The sequence below is a fragment of the Steroidobacter gossypii genome (assembly GCF_016801985.1).
Classification (GTDB): Bacteria; Pseudomonadota; Gammaproteobacteria; order Steroidobacterales; family Steroidobacteraceae; genus Steroidobacter; species Steroidobacter gossypii.
In genome coordinates, this window is sequence record NZ_JAEVLS010000004.1 from 281,017 (window position 1) to 301,149 (window position 20,133).

General features: G+C 62.8%; 12 protein-coding genes. 2 read left to right on the top strand and 10 right to left on the bottom strand.

The window, feature by feature from the left end:
- Positions 1–4: 4 nt before the first annotated feature.
- From JM946_RS18360 to gabT, 3 genes are all read right to left on the bottom strand, one after another.
- Entirely contained in the window at positions 5–1,720 is a 1,716-nt protein-coding gene (locus tag JM946_RS18360) for an amidohydrolase (protein WP_203168809.1), read from the bottom strand.
- A 68-nt stretch (positions 1,721–1,788) separates the two neighbouring features.
- A complete protein-coding gene (locus tag JM946_RS18365) occupies positions 1,789–3,210 on the bottom strand; it encodes an amino acid permease (protein ID WP_203168810.1) in 1,422 nt (473 codons plus the stop codon).
- Between the two features lie 31 nt (positions 3,211–3,241).
- Positions 3,242–4,555 carry a 4-aminobutyrate--2-oxoglutarate transaminase gene (gabT, locus tag JM946_RS18370; RefSeq protein ID WP_230979821.1) on the bottom strand — a complete coding sequence of 438 codons (1,314 nt, stop codon included), beginning with the start codon at positions 4,553–4,555 and terminating at the stop codon, positions 3,242–3,244.
- A 166-nt stretch (positions 4,556–4,721) separates the two neighbouring features.
- Here gabT and JM946_RS18375 point away from each other — a divergent pair, with 166 nt between their 5' ends.
- Entirely contained in the window at positions 4,722–6,515 is a 1,794-nt protein-coding gene (locus JM946_RS18375; protein ID WP_203168812.1) for an amidohydrolase, read from the top strand.
- A gap of 62 nt (positions 6,516–6,577) precedes the next feature.
- On the opposite strand, the gene JM946_RS18380 is transcribed toward JM946_RS18375, so the two are convergent.
- The 6 genes from JM946_RS18380 to JM946_RS18405 form a co-directional block, all read right to left on the bottom strand.
- Positions 6,578–9,436, bottom strand: a complete 2,859-nt coding sequence (locus JM946_RS18380; RefSeq protein WP_203168813.1) for a TonB-dependent receptor domain-containing protein — start codon at positions 9,434–9,436, stop codon at positions 6,578–6,580.
- A gap of 256 nt (positions 9,437–9,692) precedes the next feature.
- Complete coding sequence (locus tag JM946_RS18385) at positions 9,693–10,835, bottom strand: ComEC/Rec2 family competence protein (RefSeq protein ID WP_203168814.1); 1,143 nt, start codon at positions 10,833–10,835, stop codon at positions 9,693–9,695.
- Positions 10,836–13,094, bottom strand: a complete 2,259-nt coding sequence (locus JM946_RS18390) for a TonB-dependent receptor domain-containing protein (RefSeq protein WP_218042973.1) — start codon at positions 13,092–13,094, stop codon at positions 10,836–10,838.
- A 128-nt stretch (positions 13,095–13,222) separates the two neighbouring features.
- A complete protein-coding gene (locus JM946_RS18395; protein WP_203168816.1) occupies positions 13,223–13,921 on the bottom strand; it encodes a FecR family protein in 699 nt (232 codons plus the stop codon).
- 284 nt (positions 13,922–14,205) lie between these two features.
- Positions 14,206–14,733: an RNA polymerase sigma factor gene (locus JM946_RS18400; RefSeq protein WP_218042975.1), complete on the bottom strand. Its 528-nt coding sequence runs from the start codon at positions 14,731–14,733 to the stop codon at positions 14,206–14,208.
- A 170-nt stretch (positions 14,734–14,903) separates the two neighbouring features.
- On the bottom strand, positions 14,904–15,410 hold the full coding sequence (locus JM946_RS18405) for a winged helix-turn-helix transcriptional regulator (protein WP_203168818.1): 507 nt from the start codon (positions 15,408–15,410) through the stop codon (positions 14,904–14,906).
- A gap of 99 nt (positions 15,411–15,509) precedes the next feature.
- Here JM946_RS18405 and JM946_RS18410 point away from each other — a divergent pair, with 99 nt between their 5' ends.
- Positions 15,510–16,742 (top strand): MFS transporter, encoded by a 1,233-nt coding sequence (locus JM946_RS18410; RefSeq protein WP_203168819.1) that lies wholly within the window; start codon positions 15,510–15,512, stop codon positions 16,740–16,742.
- Positions 16,743–16,751: 9 nt separating this feature from the next.
- Here the strand turns inward: JM946_RS18410 and JM946_RS18415 are convergent, their stop codons facing one another.
- Entirely contained in the window at positions 16,752–20,075 is a 3,324-nt protein-coding gene (locus JM946_RS18415; protein WP_203168820.1) for a DUF4450 domain-containing protein, read from the bottom strand.
- Between the last annotated feature and the right edge of the window lie 58 nt (positions 20,076–20,133).

The window sequence follows — 20,133 nt, forward strand, 5'->3', positions numbered from 1 at the left end:
CTCCTCAGGTCGCCGACCGGTCGTAGACCACCTTGCCGCCCACCATCGTGAGATCCACCTTCACATCGAGCAGCCGCTCCGGCGGAATGGTCAGCGGATCGGCATCGAGCACGATCATGTCGGCCAGCTTGCCCGGCTCGATGGTTCCCTTGGTCTTCTCCTCGAACGTGAGATACGGACCGTTGGCGGTGTACATGCGCAGCGCTTCCTGAATGGTCACCGCTTCTTCAGGCCCGTACACCTTGCCGCTCATGCCCTTGCGCGTCACCGCGGTGTAGAGTCCGACCATCGGGCCGATCGGCAGATTGTCCGAGCCGAGCGCGACGAACAGCCCGAACTTCTTGGCCGGTGTAGCCACCGAATTGGTGTGCTTGAGGCGCCAGTCGTCCAGCGTCTGGACATACCGATCCTCGAGGTTGTAAGTGAAGTTCGGCTGCTGCGCGATCATGATCTTGTCTTCGGCCATCACCTTCATGGTTTCATCGGGCGGCATGATGGTGAAGTGATCGAGGAACCAGCGGTGATCCTTGTTCACGATGCCCGTGGCGCGCAATGACTTCGAATATGCGTTCACGGTCTGCACGATGGCAGCATCGCCAATCGCGTGCAGGCCCATCTGCCAGCCCCGCTTCGCGCTCACGTCCACGATCTCCTGCAGCTGCGCGTCGGTGAAACGGCCTTTGCCGCGGAATCCCGGCATGCCTTTGTAATCTGCGAGCGTCCATGCGGTCGGTCCGGTGAAGCCGCCGTCGACGGCCGTTTCCCCGATGGGCCCGATGCGAACCCGATCGTCGCCGTAGCCGGTGCGATGTGGATAGGCGTTGAGCCGCTCGGCGCCTGGATAGCTGATATACAAAGCGAGGCGGGGCAAATCGGCGCCATGCTTGTCGTAGATGCCTTTGGCGCGCTTGTATGTCACGCGAGCGCTGGGCTTGTCGGTGCCGCCTTTGCCCACGGGCTCATCGTCGATGGTGCCGCTCGCATCCATCACACTGGTGATGCCCAGCGGCAGCAGAGCTTTGAGGCTGGCGAGGTAGCTGGCGCTCACGTCTTCCCATTTGTTGGCCGGCGCATGCCTCAGATAGATATCGTTGCTCTCGCGAACCACGCCATTGAGCTCGCCCTTGGCGTCTTTCTCGATCAAGCCGCCCGGCGGATCGGGTGTCTGAGGCGTGAGACCCGCGAGTTTGATCGCGGCTGAGTTGCCCACGATCGAGTGACCGCCCGCGCGTGTGAGCGCCACTGGATTGTTCGGCGCGGCTGCATCGAGGTCGGCGCGCGATGGATTGCGCTTCTCGGGAAACAATGCTTCATCCCAGCCGTAGCCGGTGATCCACTGGCCGGGTCCTAGTTCCTGCGCCTTCTTGCGCACCAGCTGTTGCAGCTCGGCGATGGATTTCACGTCGATGAGATCGACATCGCGACGCGCCGAGGTGCGAATGTGAATGTGTGTATCGGTGAATCCAGGCAGCAGCGTGCGGCCTTTCAGGTCGATGCTGCGCTTCGCGTCATACTGCTTGGCCAGGTCGTCGCCGCCGACCGCGAGGATCTTGCCGTCCTTCACCGCCACGGCCGAGGCGATTGAAAACTCCCGATCGACGGTCAGCACCTTGCCGTTGTACATCAGCAGGTCGGCGCTCTCCTTCGCCGCGCAGCTCAGAGCGAAGCCCACGCCTCCGAGCAGCACGATGGCCGACCGGAACACTTGCCTTGATCTCATCGGATGAACCCTCGTATGTGTCAGACCCTGCCAGCTGCATCGTTGCGCTCGCAGTGTCACACGAGGATTCAGGGGCGCACAGATGTCTCCGCGGATTGGATTGGTGACTGGGAATCACCAAGGCGTGCCGTTTCGGACCGAACGCGCAGGTAGTACGCGCCCACCGCGACAGCGGTGCAGAACAGGCTCGCGTACAGCTGACTCGCCAGATCGGCCGTGAATGCCATCGCGATGAGGACGCACAGAATGGCGGCGATCACCAGCCAGCTGGCCCAGGGATAGAACCACATGCGCACAGAGAGCCCTTGCACCTGCTCAGGCGAAAGCGTGCCCCGTTGTCGAATCTGCGCGTACGCCACGATCAAGTAGACCACCAGCATGATGGCGCCGGAGGTGTTGAGCAGGAAAGCAAACAGCACCGATGGCGAAATCACCGCGGTAATGACCGCACCGAATCCAAGCGAGCTGCCCAGCAGAATCGCCCTCACCGGGACCTTGCGCTCATTCAACTTGATCAACGCTTGTGGCGCGTCGCCTCGCGCGGCGAGCGTGAACAGCACACGCGAAGTGATATAGACGCCCGAATTCAGACATGACAACACCGCCGTGAGCACGATGATGTTCATGATCAGCGCCGAACCCGGAATGCCGATACGCTCCATGGCCATGACGAACGGCGACACGCCGGGTTGGATTTCGCGCCAGGGCACGATCATCACGATCAACAGGATCGAGCCGACATAGAACAGCATGATCCGCAGCAGAATCGTGATGGTGAGACGCGAGATGGTGCGCGTCGACTCGTTCGATTCGGCCGCGGCGATGATGGCGATCTCGGCGCCCACCAGCGAGAAGATCACTGTGGTGATGGCCGCCAGCACGGCGACCGTCCCCTGCGGCATGAAGCCGCCGTGCGCCGTCAGGTTGCCGAGCCCGCCCGCATCCGTTGGCGTGAAGCCGATGAGATAACCGGCGCCGATCACCAGGAATGCAATGATTGCCGCCACCTTGATCGAGGCGAACCAGAACTCGAACTCGCCATAGGTTCGGGTGGACATGAGATTGACGGCGGTGAGGATCACCATCAACGCCAGGCAAATCTGCCATTCGGCCAGCGGCAGCCATTGCGCGATGATGGCGGCGCCGGCAATCGCTTCGATCGCGACCACCACCACCCAGAAATACCAATACAGCCAGCCGGTGACGAAGCCCGCCCAATTGCCCAGGCCGATCCGCGCATACTCGGTGAACGAGCCTTGCCCGGGATTCAGGCAGGCCATCTCGCCCAACATGCGCATCACCAGCAGAATCACCGAGCCTGCGAGCACATAGCTCAACGTGATGGCCGGCCCCGCGGCGGCGATGGCCGCGCTGCTGCCGACGAACAAGCCGGCGCCGATGATCCCGCCAATGGAGATCATGGTCACGTGCCGGGACCGCAGACTCTTGGCGAGTTCCGGCGCCTCGCGAACGCGCACGTCCCCGCTCATGGGGAGATGCTGCGGATCTGTGCTGGTTGGCTCATGCAGAGGCCTCCGGCCGAATCAGGGCGCGCTCGAGAATACTCAAGCCCTCATCCAGCAGCGCATCGGAAATGGTCAACGGCACCAGGATACGCACAGTTTCACCATGAGTGCCACAGGTGAGAACGATCAAGCCGTTGGCGAGCGCACGGCTCGCGACCTCCTTGGCCGCCGCTCCGTTGGGAATTCGCTGGTCCGAGCTGCTCACCAGATCGAAACCGATCATCGCGCCCAGGCCGCGCAGGTTCGCCATCGTCAGCACGTCGTTGCGACGGGCGATTTCCGTGAGTCGCGAACGAACTCGTGCGCCGATGACCTCGGCGCGTTCCAGCAGATTCTCATCTTCGATCACATCCATTACGGCGAGCGCAGCTGCGCAACCGATCGGCGAGCCCCCGTAGGTCCCCCCGAGCGAGCCGGGTGACGCAGATTCCATGATGTCCGCCCGCCCCAGCACTGCCGCAAGCGGGAAACCGCCCGCCAGCGACTTCGCCAGCGTGATCAGATCAGGCTCGACGCCCGAGTGTTCGATAGCAAACATTCGCCCGGTGCGGCCGAAGCCCGACTGGATCTCATCGGCGATCAACAGAATGCCATGCGCGTCGCAGACGTGCCGCAGATGTCGCAGCAGCTTGCGCGGCGCCACCTGAAAGCCACCCTCGCCCTGCACCGGCTCGATGATGATGGCCGCGACCTGGTCGGGCGCGACATCCGAATAAAACAACGCATGCAGGGCATCGATCGACGCGTCCACCGCGACGCCGCGATGTTCCAGCGGAAAGGGAATTCGAAACACCTCACGGCCGGCCGACCCCATACCCCGTTTGTACGGCGCCATCTTTCCCGTCATAGCCAGCGTAAGTGATGTGCGCCCATGAAATGCGCCGCTGAAGGCGATCACCGCTGAGCGTCCGGTGGCCATGCGTGCGATCTTGACTGCGTTCTCCACCGCTTCAGCGCCGGTCGTGAGCAGCAGGGTTTGCGCCGCCGCCGAAAACGGCGCGATCGAGTTGAGCCGTTCGGCGAGCTCGATGTACGGCTGATAGGCCATGACCTGAAACGCAGTGTGCGTGAAGCACTCGAGCTGCGCATACACCGCTTCCATCACACGAGGATGACGATGACCGGTGGCCACCACGCCGATGCCGCTTGCGAAATCGATATAGCGCTTGCCCTCCACGTCCCAAACTTCCGCGTTCGCTGCGCGCGCCGCGAAGATTCCCGTGGCGCTGACCACGCCGCCGGAGACCGCAATGCTCCGACGCCCGTTGAGTGACGCGTTGGTGATGTTTGCTGCAGATAACACGCTCATTCCCCCCAGGGTGCCGGATGGCTGCGAGCAAACCCTAGACCACCGCCTTCGTCCGACGGAAGTTGCGCAAACGGATGCTGTTGGTGACCGGAACACACCATTACGAGCGTTATCGGCCGTGATGCGATATACGCGATGCGTGTTCGCTCACAACGAGGCCTCGAACGTGACCCACTCAACCAAACATTTGCTTCGCGCAGCCATCGTCACGGCGCTGTCAGCGGCGGCCATGACGCAAGCGGCGGTCGCCGCAACCGCGGTCGATCTGATCCTGAAGAACGGCAAAGTCGCCACCATGGACGCGCAGAACAGCTCTGCGACCACCGTCGTGGTGGACGATGGACGCATCGTCGCGGTCGGCGATGACAGCGTCGCCGAAGGCTACACCGCCGAGAAGACGCTCGATCTCCAAGGCAGAACGACGCTCCCCGGCTTTGTGGACAACCACGTGCATCCGCGGCCGGCGCGACCGCTACCGCCAGGCGAAGTGGATTTGCGTTACGCCTACACCTGGGCCGACAACGAACGCATCTTGAGACAAGCGATGAAGGGCCGTCCGCCCGGAACGTGGGTGCGCGCGAGCGCCTTTCGACTGCACTTTGCGGACGACGCGCCGGCGACGCCGTGGATCAACGAAGATATCTCCAAGATCCCCAACCGCTACGCCCTCGACAAGATCGCTCCCAATAATCCGGTGATCGTACGGGCCTCGCAGCTGGTGGTGGCGAACTCGCTCGCATTGAAGCTCGCCGGCATTACGCGCGACAGCCAGGATCCGCCGGCTGGCGATGGTCACATCGAGAAAGACAGCAATGGCGAGCCTACCGGCATTCTGTGGTACGCCGTTGGCGACGCCATCGAAGAGTTCGCGCCGCCTTCGCCGCCGGTTCCGAAGTTGTCGAAGGAAGCCGAATTCGCAGCGTACAAGGAATTTTTCGAGAACCTGCGTTCACTCGGCATCACCAGCGTCAACATCGCCGGTGCGCGGCCGCCCACGGAGTTTCGCATCTATCAGCAGCTGCACGCCCGCTATCCCGGCGAGCTGCCGCGCATGACCATTCAACCTTGGATCAACGCCGGTCATTCCATGGACGTCGTGCGCGAGAATCTGCAACGACTGGAAGGCTTCGGCTGGCACACCGGCGCGGGCAACGAATGGGTCAAGCTCGGCGCCATCAAAATGGGTCTGGATGGCGGCTATACCTTCAGCCGGCCCTGGCCCGTCAGCGAGCACGCGCACAAGCATGTCACCAGCTATTACGGCGGCTGGCGCGACCTGCCCGACAATTTCTATCACATCTTCAAGCGAGCGCATCAGCTCGGCTGGCAGATCGGCGTGCACACCGCGGGCGACAAAGCCGCCACGGTGGTCACCGATGTCCTGGAGCGCGTGATCAACGACTCGCCGCGCAAGGATCATCGGCATCATCTGATCCACTTCGAGGTCGGTCCGCCGGAGGCCACCTACCTCAAGATGAAGCAGCTGGGCATCGGCGTGTCGATGCAGCCCAACTTCACTTACGCGCTGCAGCCGTTCTTCAGCCTGGCGCTCGAGGGCGAGACCCTGCAAAGAAACAATCCCGGCCGCACCGTGCTGAATCACGGGCTGCATCTCTCCTATGGCTCGGATGAGCGACCCTACGGGCCGCTGATCGGTCTGTATGCGGCCGTTACGCGCCGCGGCTACGATGGCAAGGTGTACGGGCCGGAGGAAGCCGTGACCGTTCAGCAGGCAGTGCGTGCGTACACCATCGACTCCGCCTGGCACAACTTCGATGAAAAGAATCGCGGCTCGATCGAGCCGGGCAAGCTCGCCGACTTCGTGGTGCTCTCCGAGGACATCTTCAGCGTCGATCCGATGCGCATCAAGGACATCAAGATCGTGAACACCGTCATCGGCGGCCGGGTGTTCGACATCCCGGGCAACGCCAGGAACCGCTTCTACCCGGATCATCCCTGAGCGGCGGCGGGCAAAAGCAAGGGCGGGAGGCCGAAGTCTCCCGCCCCATCAAAGGTCGCCCATCAGAACTTGAAATCCATCCCCAAGCGGTACACGCGGCCGAGCTTGTCCCAGCGGCCGCCATTCGAGCGCGAATAGATGTAGCCCAGGCCGGTGGTGCCGAGCGCCGGCGTGAGCTCCGGATCCTCGTCGGTCAGGTTTCTCACATTGAAGTACACTCGGCCCTCGGCGCCGGCGTTGAACAGCGAATCGAAGCGATACGCCACCGACAGGTCGAAGTACAGCCCGCCATCGATGCCGAGCTGATCGAAGGTGCGCGCAAACGTCGTCGATGTCGGGCAGTCGGTGCGACACACGATGTAATCGTTATCCATGACCACGTCGCTGAAGTACCGCGTCGTCAACGTGCTCGAGAAGCGGCTCAAGTCGTAGGAGATCGAGCCGGTGAGCACCGTTTCAGGGGTGCCATCGACGGTGCCTACGCTGTCGTCCGGCTCGGTGAAGCCGTCGTTGCTGATATTCTCGATGTAATGAGTGCCCATCAGTCGCAGGGTCATGTTGCCGACCCAACTGTCGATCAGCGAGCTCAGAGCGAAGCTGTAACTCGCCTCGATGTCGATACCGCTCGCCTGTTGGCTCGCGAAGTTGAAGTTGCCCTGCTCGACGGTGGTGATGACGCCTTCGGAGTTGCGCGTGATGCGCGGGCAAAGAATGTCATAGCCCCGATAGCACAGTGTGATGATGTCCGAGCCGCCGATCAGCTGGATTGCGTCCTTGATGTCCACATCCCAGTAGTCCACCGAGACGCTCAGGCCGGGCGCGAATGACGGCTGCATCACCACCCCGACCGTGAGGCTGTCGGCCTCTTCCGGCTTGAGATTGGGATTGCCGCTTTGAGTTCGACCATGCGTCGGCGTGGTGTTGGTCAGGGGATCGAACGTCGACACCAGGCCGAAGTTCTGCGCCTGGAACAGCTCGCTGATGTTCGGCGCTCGAATGTCGCGAGACACCGTGGCGCGGAATCGCAAGCCCGGCGTCATGGCGTAGGTCGTGCCGATCTTCCACGTGGAGACCGATCCGGACACTTCGTAGTCCGTCGCGCGATAAGCAGCGCTCAGATCCCACGCGTCGACCAGCGGCCTGTTCGACAGCAGCGGGATCAATGTTTCTATGGCCGCTTCCACGACGTGATAACCCGCATCGAGCAGCTGGTGATTGCCCGAGTGCCAGCCGCTGCGACGTGCAATCTCGTCTGGATTGACCGTGGCCTCCTCCTTGCGATACTCGGCGCTGAGCGCCAGCGATACCGGCCCGGCCCAGTTACGGAACGGCTCGCCGGTGACAGAGGCGGCAACGACCTCCTGCCTGGTGGTCTGTTCTGAGAACGCGGTGCCGAGGATGTAATCGCGTGCCGCTTCGCTATTGACGCCAAGGCCCATCGGGTTCCACGGCACACAGCCGTCCGTGGGATTCGCGAGCGTTGAACGACAGACGATGTCGCCCGTCGTTGGATCACGAATCACGTCCAGGGCACGGTTGTAATTCGCAACGATTCTGGCGTTGTGAGTGTAGTGCTGGCTCTTGGTCTCGCCGAGCTGCGCATAGCTGTTCCATGACCAGTTCGCACCGATGAGATCGAAATCGCCCTCTGCACCCAGCACGTAACGATTGGCTGCGCGCGTGGTCTCGGTGGCCACGAACGGCATGTCGTAGTTCATCGTGCCCAGCCGGAAGGAGGCCAGGCCCAGCTCGGTCATGCGCGCTTGCACTTCCGCTGGGATGAATGGATTGCCGGATAGCACGGTGGGCCCGGCGCCGGCCTGGTAATGCGGAAACGCGATGCCGTAAGTCGATGACACGCCACGCGACACCTGCAGGAACACATTCAAGTTGTCGCTGATGTCGTAGGAGACGCGGCCGAAGATGTTTTCTCGCTCCTGCTCGGGCAACAGACTGAACGCATCGTCGGTGCGGGTGCTGAGGTAGTCGCCGCCCGACATGAACAGGTCGCGCGTGACGCCTTCGCCATAGTTGAATTGATAAGGCACGCCGCCCTCGCCAAAGGCGGTGCCTCGCAGCGGGCCCGAGGTGATCAATCCGCCGTGCGTTGCCTGCGACAGAAACACATCGTTACGCAACAGGAATTCGGGCTGGCCGTTGGTGCCGTTGTACGCAGGATTGACGATGTAGTTGCGCGTGGTTCGACCCCAATCGCGATTGGTGCCATGAATGATGCCGTCGTTGTCGACCATCTCGCCGCTCAACAGCACGTGCCCGCGACCGCCCGCGAAGGGAAAGCCTGCGGCCAGCGCAAGCTTGTAGTTCTCTGCATCGCCGCGATCGGTCGAGCCACCGGACAGCTCGCCCTTGAAGCCTGTGAAGTCCCGATCCAGGATGAAGTTCACGACGCCCGCCACCGCGTCCGAGCCATACACTGCCGAGGCGCCGCCGGTCACAACTTCGACGCGTTCGATCAGCTGCTGCGGAAAATTATCTGTATCCACCACGCCCGTGGCGATCGACCCCACCGAGCGCTGCCCGTCGAGCAGCACCAGGGTGCGCGTGATGCCCAGATTTCTCATTTCGATGGTGGACAATCCCGCTTGATTGAAGCTCGGCACGCCGGCGCCCGTGGTGATGTCGTAGCCGCCCGAAAACACCGGCATGGTGCTGAGCGACTCACGGACGCTCGAGTTCGCCGACTGGCCAAACAGTTGTTCCTGACTGAGCACCGTCAACGGCGTCGGCGCCTCGTAGCCTTCGCTGCGCGTGATGCGACTGCCCGTCACCACCACCTCCTCCTGCGGAGGCGCGGCGGTCGACTGATCCTGGGCGTTGCTTTCCAACGTGAACGCCGCGCCCTGCAGCGCCAGCGCGAACATCACGTAACGTTTCAAGACTCCAGGCTGCTGCGGATTCATACGCCTCCCGGGAGTGTCGACGCAGGGTCGCACTCAAACAGAAATGTTTGTTGGCCAGCTCGACGAGGCTTCGGGTCGCCGAGGTGACTAGACGTTAGTGCGGAACGACAACGCTCGGGAAGTTGCAGAACAAGATTCGTTTGGTGTCACCGAGGCACCGAGGGAAGCGACCTGTGGCTCGGAGAAGTGAGCCGCGGCCGGATTCGAAGCCTGGCAGATACAGCCGCTCGATGCCCTCGCGTCGGGGCGGATTGCGTCAGCGGCAGGCTCGCGCCACGAGCGCGGGCGAGCTCAGCAGGACCCGATCGTGCTCGTCGCGGTTCGATGTGACGAAGATCCGGTACGAAGCACCGTCGGCGGCGACGCGAACGATCACGTGCCCGTCGGCGCTTGCCAGTTGGCGAGTCAGTCGGGAGGCGGTCAGCCGGACCGCGTCATGCAAGCCGGTGGCATAGACGTCGCGGGGACCGGCGTACAGTCGCGGATTGAACAAACGTTCCAGGGTGCTGATGCTTGGGTGAGATGCATGCCAGGCGGAGATGATCCAGGCGCGAGCCGACAATGCGCGGACCATGTCCGAGCTCGAAGCATCGAACAGGCCGTGATGAGGGGCGACAGCCACGTCGACCGGTCCGGCGGCCAGCGCGGCGGGCGTGAGCGCATCCAGATGGGGGCGCGCTCCAGCGTCGGCCCAGTTGGTGAGATCGCCGGCGCAGAAATAAGTGAAGCGACCGAACTGCAAGCGTAATGCGATGGAACATGCATTCACGTTCGGCCGATCCGTCGCATCGAAGCGCTTGCCCGCACCCCACACCGTGCCCATGCCGGCGAGGTTGCGCACCTGGAACGGCACTGAGGAGGCGCCATGCTCCAGTCGGATCTGTCGATCGCTTCCAACTTGCCAGCGTTCCACATTCGCCTGCCGACGCACCCAACTCACGTACCTTTCCGAAGCCGCGGCATCTTCGAACGGCGGATAGCTGTAGTCGGGATATCCCGAATCGACTACGCGACGGATTGGAACGTTGCGCGCGGCATCGGGAATGCCGTTGATATGGTCGGGATGCAGGTGGGTCACAAGCAAGGTATCGATCGCGTCGCCGCCAGTATCGTGAAGCCGTCGTCGCACGTAACGAGCGATCCACTCGCCGGCGGAGCGCGACGCGTCCGGGCGCGGCTCGAGCACTGCAGGGCCGGATTCCGCGGTCGCCCCGGCATCGATCAGAATCGTTGTGCCATCGGGCGCCACGATCAACGTGGCGTCGCCCTGATTCGTCGAGATGTGATGAATGTCGAGCACCCCCGCGGTCCAAGGCGCCAGGCGTGCCTCCGAAGCTTTGACCAGCGGAGCCGCCGACGCCAGCGCGGCTCCGACCAGAAACTGACGGCGCGAGAGCATTTAGAAATTCCAGGTGAGAGAAACGCCCATGGTCCGGGGCTCTCCCAAGTATTCCGCACGCACGGTCTGCGTGGACGGCGTGAGCAAATATTCCTCGTCCATCAGGTTGCGCACGAACGCCGCGAGCGACCAGCGGCCGTCTTTTGGCGTCAGCCCGATGGTTACGTTGACCAGGTCGTAAGCAGGCACGCGCAGCCCCGGATCGGCCGAAGCGCCTGTGAAATACGAGGACGTGCTCGAGTACATCGCCATGCCGCCGATCTCGCCCCACTGCCCCAGCGGCACAGCCACAATGGCGCTGAAAGCCACCTTGTCTTCGGGCGACGAGCTGAGCGGATTGCCCGTGTACACGGCGCCGCCAGGAATGATGAATTCGTCGTATTCCGTATCCAGCAGACCGTAGCTGGCATTGAGCGTCAGCCACTTCGCCGCCTGCAGGCGGCTCTCGATCTCGAAGCCGTCCGAGGTTGCCGAGGCGGCGTTGTAGATGTTCAGAATGCGCGTGACATTGTCGAAAAACAGTTCCTGCTTGTCGTCATACTTCATATGAAAGGCGCTGGCGTTGATGCGCAGGCGATCCTGCCACCAGTCCGTTTTTACGCCGATCTCGTAGTTGGCGACCGTCTCGGGATCGAACGGCCGGCTCAGAGCCGCGACGCTGGTGGCATCGGTGTTGAAACCGCCGGCGGTGTAGCCCTTCGAGTAACTCACATAAGCATGCAACGGCTTCACGGGCGACCAGCTCAGCACCGCGCGCGGCGTCCACTCGTTCCAGGATTGCTCCAGACCGCTCAGAGTGAACGAGTTCGCGGCGCGGATGCGATCGGTGCGCGTCAGCGCCGCCGTCTTGCGATCCTCGGTGTAACGGACGCCCAAGGTGAGTTGCAGTTCAGCCGGCAGCTTGATCGTGCCGTCGATGAAACCGGCGACGCTGCGGCTGTCGACCGACTGGTCCGCCGCCTGATCCGTGACCAGCGCGCCCGTGCCCGCTGCGAACGCCCGGGTTTGCAACAGACGGCTCGCGTCCTCGTCGAGATAGTACAGACCCGCGACAACGCTCCCGAAGTCGGTTATCGGGCTTGCATAGCGGACTTCCTGCGTCAAGGCGCGCACGTCGTCGGCATCGTCGCTGACGAGTTGGCTTTGTGTCCCGCTGAGAAACAGATAGCTCGCGCCAACATTCGAGTAGATCTCCGCGGTTTCGGACTCACGCACGGCCGTGATGCTCGTGAGCTGTCCCCCGCCGACTTGCCAGTTGAGTCGCGCCGAGCCGCCCCGCTGGGTTCGCTCGAAATTCTGCTCGATGCCGAGTTCCGAAGTACGGCGATCGCCATCGTCACCCGCGCCGATGGACGAGAGCGTGCGCCCGCCGTTTTGATCGTCGCCGTAATCGGCCCCTAGCAACATCTCCAGCGAGTCGGCGAGCTGTACACGCACTTGTGCACGCAGATTCAGGCTGTCCTGATCGTCCTGTTCCCGACCGGTGAGCCGATCGCGTCCGTAGCCGTCACGCTCGCGAAACGCACCGGCTAGACGCAACGCGGCCCGGTCGCCCAGAGCCGCATCTCCCAGGGCTTCGACCGCATGCGTCGAGTAGTCTCCCGACGTGAGGCGCACTTTGGCGTCGTTGGTGAGATAGTCGGGCTTTCCCGTGTCGAGCACGATGGCGCCACCCGTGACATTCCGTCCAAACAACGTGCCTTGGGGCCCTCGCAGCACCTGGATGGAGTCGAGCCCGAACAATTCGAAATCGGCGGCGCTATTGCGGGGGATGAACACGTCGTCGACCACCACCGCCACCGGCTTGTTGACGCCAATCTGGGTGAATGTGTTCGAGGCGCCGCGGATCGCGATGGTCGGGCTGCTCTGGTTGAATGAAGACACCAGCAGGCCCGGCGTGAGACGTGAGATATCGCGCAGACGCTCGAGCCGATAGCTTTCGATCGCGTTCGGACCGAAACCGGTCACCGCAATCGGCACGTCCTGGCCGCGCTCGTCACGACGCTGCGCTGTGATGACGATCTCTTCGAGCTCGACGCTATGTTCTCGTTCGATGACGATCGTGCCCGCGTCCCCGACACGCCAGTGCAGTCCGGTGCCGGAGAGCAACGCGTTCAGCGCCTCTTCGACACTGACGTTCTCAGGAATCGCGGATGTTTTCTGCCCGCGCACGGCGTCCGCGGAGAACAGGATCTCGCGCCCGGACTCCCGCCCGAGTTTGACTAGCGCCGCACCGAGATCCGCGGCGTGCGCAGTCATGCTCATTGTCCCGATCGTCAAGATCGCGCCGATGTCTCTCGCGTAGCGCCGCTTCATATCGAACTCTCCGGAAACGAACCTGGTGTCTAGCCAGGAACGTGGCCGCTGCGCGCTTCCACACCGGATTTTTATGGAGCTTTTATGACAGTGCCGGAAGCGCTCGACTCCAGCGCAAGAGGAAACAATTGTGTCATGAACCGAGCGAAGCGCTCCGGCTCGCCCACGCGAAACGTGCCGCTGACGCGATACTCGCCGAGGCGTGGATCGGCCAGGGTGATGGGCCGATGCGTGTAGCGATTGACCTCGGCGACGGCTTCCGCGAGCGGCGTATCTTCGAAGGACAGCAAGCCCGAGCGCCAGCTGGCGAGGCGCTCGACATCGACCTGCTTCACGCTCACCGCGCCATCTGGACGAGACATCAAGGCTTGGCCGGCCACGAGCATTTCCGCGGCAGCGGCGAGCGTCGAACCCGAGTCCACACGCACTGCTCCTTCCAGGACAGACACACTGACCTCTTCATCCTCCACGCGCACATCGAACACAGTACCGACGGCTGTGACGACTTTATCGCCGGCATAGACGCGAAACGGCGTTGGCTGTCCATGCGCGACCGCAAACAGCGCCTGGCCGTTCAACAAGCGGACCTTGCGTTCGGCGGCCTCATACGCCACGTGAACGGCAGTCGCCGTGTTGAGCGTGACGACAGATCCATCTGCGAGGGGAACGGTGGATCGCTCTCCGATCTCCGTTACATACACAGGCGCCTCGAGGTTCGACTGTTTGAAAACATTCCATCCAAACGCGCCTGATAGACCGATCGCCAACACGCAGGCGGCCCATCCTGCGACCCTGCGCGCGCCGAAAGATCTGTCGACCGGCGCCGACAAAGCCGCCTCGCGAAGTTCCAAGATGTCAGGGTGAGCTGCGTGTCGGTCCATCTCCGTCAGCGTAGCCATCGCAGCGTAGTAAGCGTCCGAGTGTCGGCTATCCGCAGCGAGCCAGGCGTCCCGCCGAGCACGGTCTCGTTCGCTCATTGTCTGTTTCGCCGCGAGGGCCCAGGCGGCCGCGGACTGCGATATCGATTGGGCCTCAGCGGGTGACTTCATTGTGTTCATCGGTTCAGCCGCATGGTCAGATGAGTCACGGCCTTGAGCACGTGCTTTTCCACTGCGCTCACCGAGATGCCGAGCCGGGCCGCCACCTCCGCGTATCGCATCTGTTCCAGCCGCACGAGCAGAAAAGCGTTGCGGGTTCGCTCGGGCAGCTCCAGCAGCCCGGCCCGCAGCAACTCCAAGGACTGCTTGCCTTCGATGACTGCATCCGTGCTGTGGTCGGCCACCGCGTGCAGTTGCTCCTCGTACTGCTCGTGAGACTGACTGGATCGCGCATTGGCTCGGCGCCGATGGTCGATCGCCACCGAAGCCGCAGTCTCGAACAGATACCCGGACACATTCGCCATGCCCGCCAGTCCCTGCCGCTTCGAGAGCCGCACGAACACCTCCTGAATCGCGTCCTCGACATCCCTCTCCGGCAGCCGCCTGCGATGAAAATAGCGCGCCAGCGCCGGCCGGAACTGCTCCGACAGCGCGCTCACCAATTCCTGATCGGCCAACTCGACGTTCCAGCGGGGCGTGCCCATGTCTCCAGGAACGCAAGCCCCGTCGGTTTCCACAACACGGTCCATCCAGCTCGTGTACTGGATTTCAGCGTCTTTTTCATGACACTTTCATGTCACTCGCCAGGGCTGGGTAGCCGCTGCGCCGCACGAGTTCGCCTACCGGCCAAACAGTTGTTCCTGACTGCGCATCGTCAACGGCGTCGGCGGCTCGTCACCTTCGGCCTCGGCGCAACGCTGCGCGGTTTACATTTTTCGCCGGCGCCCTGGACACGCGTGTCATTCCAGCGAAGCGCGCGGCCGTCCGCTGACCGAAGTTCCAGACGAGCGACGGGCTCGCCATTTGTGACATCGATGAGAAATGAATGGCGCTCCCCACGGCGATACAGGTGATCTTCGCCCCATTGGCGAAGCGCGACGATGACGAGGAACAGCTCTCGACCCCGCTCCGTCAGGACGTAGTCCCGGTAGGCACTGCCATCTGAAGCCGGCTCCGTCGCGAGCACGCCGCGTTCGACCAGATCGCGCAGTCGGGCCGACAACATTCCTTTGGCGATACCGAGGCCGGTTTGGAAAGCGCTGAAGCGCCGCACGCCGTCGAAGGCGTCGCGGATGATCAGCAACGACCACCAATCGCCGATGACATGCAGCGCCCGGGCGACCGGACAATCCGCATCCGCCAAACTGATCCGCTTCGCCATCGCCGCCTCCGAAATCCCGTTTCTGGTTCTAAATTAGAACTAGACGTCGCGACACGCAAGTGGTCTTAATATAGGACCATTGGTTCGGTTGCGACACGCATGACGGAGCTGGCAGGTCATAGTATCGAGACGGATTGCGCCAGCTCGCACTCACGGCGCCAGTGCAGCGAGCTGACAAACCTTCTGCTGCTCACCCTGGCCATTACATGCGCGATCAGCGTCGCGAACATCTACTATGCGCAGCCGTTGCTCGCCTCGATGGCCGCCACCTTCTCGATCAGTGCCGCCTCCATCGGCCTGGTCATCACATTGACCCAAGTGGGCTATGCGCTCGGCCTGCTGCTCGTCGTGCCGCTCGGCGATGTTGTCGATCGCCGCAAGCTGGTACTCATTCAAACAATGCTTTCGGCGATGGCTCTGGTCGCTGTGGGCAAGGCGGACGATGTCGGTGTGCTGTTCGGTGCGATGATCGCTGTTGGGCTGCTGGCGGTGGTGGTGCAAGTTCTCGTCGCTTACACCGCGACGCTCGCCGCGCCCGCCCAGCGTGGCCGCGCGGTGGGAATCGTGACCAGCGGCGTGGTGATCGGAATTCTCTCCGCCCGTCTGATATCCGGCGTCATCGCCGACCTGGGCGGCTGGAGATCCGTTTATCTCAGTTCCGCTGCGCTGATGTTGTTCATGACCGTGCCGCTTGCCCGGCTCTTGCCTGCCAATGCCGCCACGCCGACATCAGAAAGCTACGCGAGCATCCTTCGCTCTATTCCCACGCTGTTCCTGCGTGATCGCTTTCTCCGGGCCCGCGCCGTCCTGGCTATATTCACTTTCGCGAGCTTCAGCACGTTGTGGACCGCACTCGCCCTGCCCCTGAGCGCAGCGCCTCTGTCCCTCTCGCATACACAAATCGGTCTGTTCGGCCTTGCCGGGCTGATCGGTGCGCTCGCCGCCAGCGGCGCCGGCAGCCTTGCCGACCGCGGACTTGGACAACGGACGACAGGAATCTCGCTGGCCCTTCTGACTCTTTCCTGGTGGCCCATCGCACTCCTGCCTTCCTCGTTGCTTGCTCTCGCGAGCGGCGTCATTTTGCTAGATCTCGCGGTGCAAGCGATTCACGTGACCAACCAGACCGCGATGTTTGCTGCGTATCCTGCCGCCCGCAGCCGCCTCGTCGGCGGCTACATGGTGTTCTATTCCATCGGCAGCGGCCTCGGCGCCATCTCGTCGACCGCCATCTACTCAGCTCTGGGCTGGACTGGCGTCGCTGCTCTAGGCGCAACCTTCAGCGCTGCGGGCCTCTTGTTCTGGTGGTTCACAGCACGCACTTCTCCCTCGTGACAGCCCATCTCAGGCAATCGACAGCGCCATCACGCCGATGCTGACCTCCGGCGACAAGGTCTCCAGTTCGATCGCCGTCACGTCGGTATTTGGATCCAGCGCGATGAGCATCACGGTGCCGCGGGTGTGCGAATCGAAGTCGATCGTTACGGGAGGGCGCTTGGGTAAGGCGAAGGCATCGCGGGCGTAGCTGTACTTGCCGTTGACGGACCAGAAATCGTGTGGGTGATGGATGGGATGCTGGGTTCGCTGGCCGTTTGCGTAGAGCACGGAGAGCCGGGCGTTTTCGATCTGCGCCTGCATTTGATTGGTGGTTCCCGATAGCAGCACCGCAAGCTGCCGACCGCGAGCAACGATGGGCAGTTGCCGAGAGGTCGGGTAGTTGGACCATGTGGAAGTGAGCGCGATATTGCGCGACTCGGGGCCGAGATCGAACGGGACGCCGTTCGAAGCGACAACGCGACCGCCGCGAGCGAAGCGGCCCATGCCGAGCACGGGTGGTTTGACGCCCCAATAGCTGTGTGTCCAGGCAGTCCAGCCGTCGATTCCCAACTGCGCCGAGCAAGGCAGCCGCGGTTCGAGATAGCGTTGCTGATAAATGGCGGTGAGTGCGGCGTCGAGTTTTCCTTCCAAAGAAAGCGTGCGCCACGCGTTTGTTGGAGCGGGAACAAGCGAGGGCGGCGGGGCGGTCGCGGGCGCGACTTCCAGCCGGAGTAACTGCCGCCATCGTGCAGCGCCGTTTGTCACATCGGCAAACACCAAGTGGCGACCGGCCTTCGCCACCACGCGACCGCGGAGGCGACCGTTTGAGATACGCGCATCTGAAAGCACGCCCTGAGGATCTTGCCAGCCGGTGATCGCACCACCCTCCGCCATCAGCATCACCTCGGATCCCGCCACGACCCACGTAAAAGAGGAAAGTCGCCCGGCGAAGTCAGGTTCGAACGGCACCTCGCCGGCGAGCGATCGCCCTTGCCCGGTATACAGAACCGCAGGACGACCAAGCCCCGGCTCCATGGTCGCACCCTCCGGAACGCGCGCGGAGGATCGCTGTGGCACGAGCAGCTCGATTCGCCAATCTCTAGCCGTGGTGACTGCCCAGCGCTCGCGTCCGCCATCGCGCCGGAACGACAATGTGAAATCGGGCGTGGCGAACTCGGCATGATCCCAATCCTCCGGCAGATTGGGCGCGATGCGAACGGTGTCGGAAGGTGCATCGGGACGCCACCCGAACACGCCTTCGACAATAGCGCGTGCGTACAGGCTGCTCGGGTCGCTGAAATCGGTAGAGGAATACGTGTTGCCAGGGGGCTCGCAGAGCAACCCGCCGGGCACCGCTGAACCGTACATGGATTGCAGATAGATCCCGCGCAACAGATCCCAACCGTCTTCAACCATGCCTACTTTGAATGCGGCGATGGCCGTGTGCAGCGTGTCGGCATTGTCGAGCTCGCGCACGGACCAAACATCCGGCACGAAATTCGATGTGTACACCAACGATCCACCGGCCGGCTGACGCACGCGCTCCAGACCCCAGTCGGCGTAATCGATGATCTGAATGCCTTGATCGCGACTGACCACGCCGCAGTCCACAGGGATGTTGACCGAATACAACGTCGCATCCTCATGCACGCGACGATAAGGCTCAGGCTCGATCGATTCGGCGAGATGGCCTCGCTCCGGCAACCACAGCACGCGCTCCAACGCCTTGCGGGACAGTTCAGCTCGTTCTCGATGAGCCTTGGCCGCAGCAGCATCGCCCTGTCGCTCCGCCATGCGTGCGGCCGCCTCGTGGCCGCGAATGACATACGACGTCGCATGCGACACACCCGAGCCGTAATACCACATCGAATCGCTGGCCCACGTGTTCAAGTAGGCTTCGTAAAGTCCATCGTTGTCTGGATCGAACAGGTCGCGCTCCCAATCCAGGTGACGCTGCAACGCTGGCAGCAGCGCTCGCTCCAGCTCGGGATCGGCCGTCGCTTCCCACGCGTGAATGAGCTGATCGAAGAACACCGCCTGCATGTCGTAACGTTTAGTGTCCACCGGCATGTGGCCCGCGCCCCAGAAGCGCGATTCCTTCGCAATGGGCAAGGTCAGCAGGCGTTCCGGATCCAGCACGCATTCGCCGCCACCGGTGAGCACCTGTGTCGGCAAGTAGTGGTCGGCGACAACGCGCATGCGATCGTGCCAGCCCAGTGAAGTGGAGCCGTAGAACGTGCGCCAGCCCAGGTACGGCATGTTCCAGGCCATCGCGCCATGAACCATCTTTGGCTTGTAAAAGATCGCATCCAGCACGGTGGTCACGCATGGAACGCTCGCATCCAGATAAGGGTCCGGCGTGCGACAACGCACTCGATTCGCAAGCATCTGCACGCGTGCCTCCGCCGCAGCGAATGCAGCGGGCAAATCGGCTGCAGTGAGCGGCGCCAACATTGCAGCGCCCGGCGTCGATTGCGTCACTTCCTGTTCCGCTGCGAACAGAATCGGCGTGGCCGCTGAAACACTCGCCACTGCTACCGGTAGCATCGCGGCCGACGTGACCGCAAGGCGCGCCGGATCGTTCCACATCGATGCATCAGCGACGCGAAAGGCAGCTCTCGTCGCTACGCCTCGCACGCGCGCGCGATCATCGGCGCGCGCAATTCCGAAGGCATCGCCCTCCACTCTCACGCGATTGCCGACACAAATCTCCGGCGCGAAGCTTTGCTCGAGCTCGTTCAGGTGAGGAACATACGAGCCACCTTGATGACTGTCGTGCGACTTCTGCACGGACGGATGCAGACCGGGATCCGCCTGTGCAAACAGATTTCCGTTCGAATGATTCAGCAAGCCGCCATAAAACAACAGTACCTGATCCTCAGCGCGCGCGTTGTCACAAGAGATGCGAGTGACGAAGCCCGAGCGCTCTTCAGCAAGCGGCATCACCTCCACTGTGACGATCAGATCGGCGAAGCGCGAATCGCGCACGACCCAGCGCTGCCGCCCGGCGAGGTAGCTCGCCTCGATCTCAGCACAATCGTGCAACCACGCACCTCTACCATCGCGCAACAACGCGACGGCGAAAGTGCCGAGCGGCACAGGCTTGGAAAGCAAGCGCACCAGAGGCCGATCGCCTGCGAGCGCCACGGATGGCCGGTGATATCCGTAAAGCGGCCGATTGCCAAAGCGTTTGCCGTTACGGATCGAGATACCTTCCGGCGTCGGCGTGTAAAGCGTGCCTCCCTCCCCGCCACGGCTCGGCGTCGGCAGCGCTTCCGCCAGCAACGACCGACGCCCAAGCACACCCAGCACAGCGCTGGATAAAAGAAAGGAACGACGACTCAACGGCATGAGGAATCTCTTTGCCTCGACCGGCCTACGCGCGGTCGCATGGCAGACGGGAATGTGC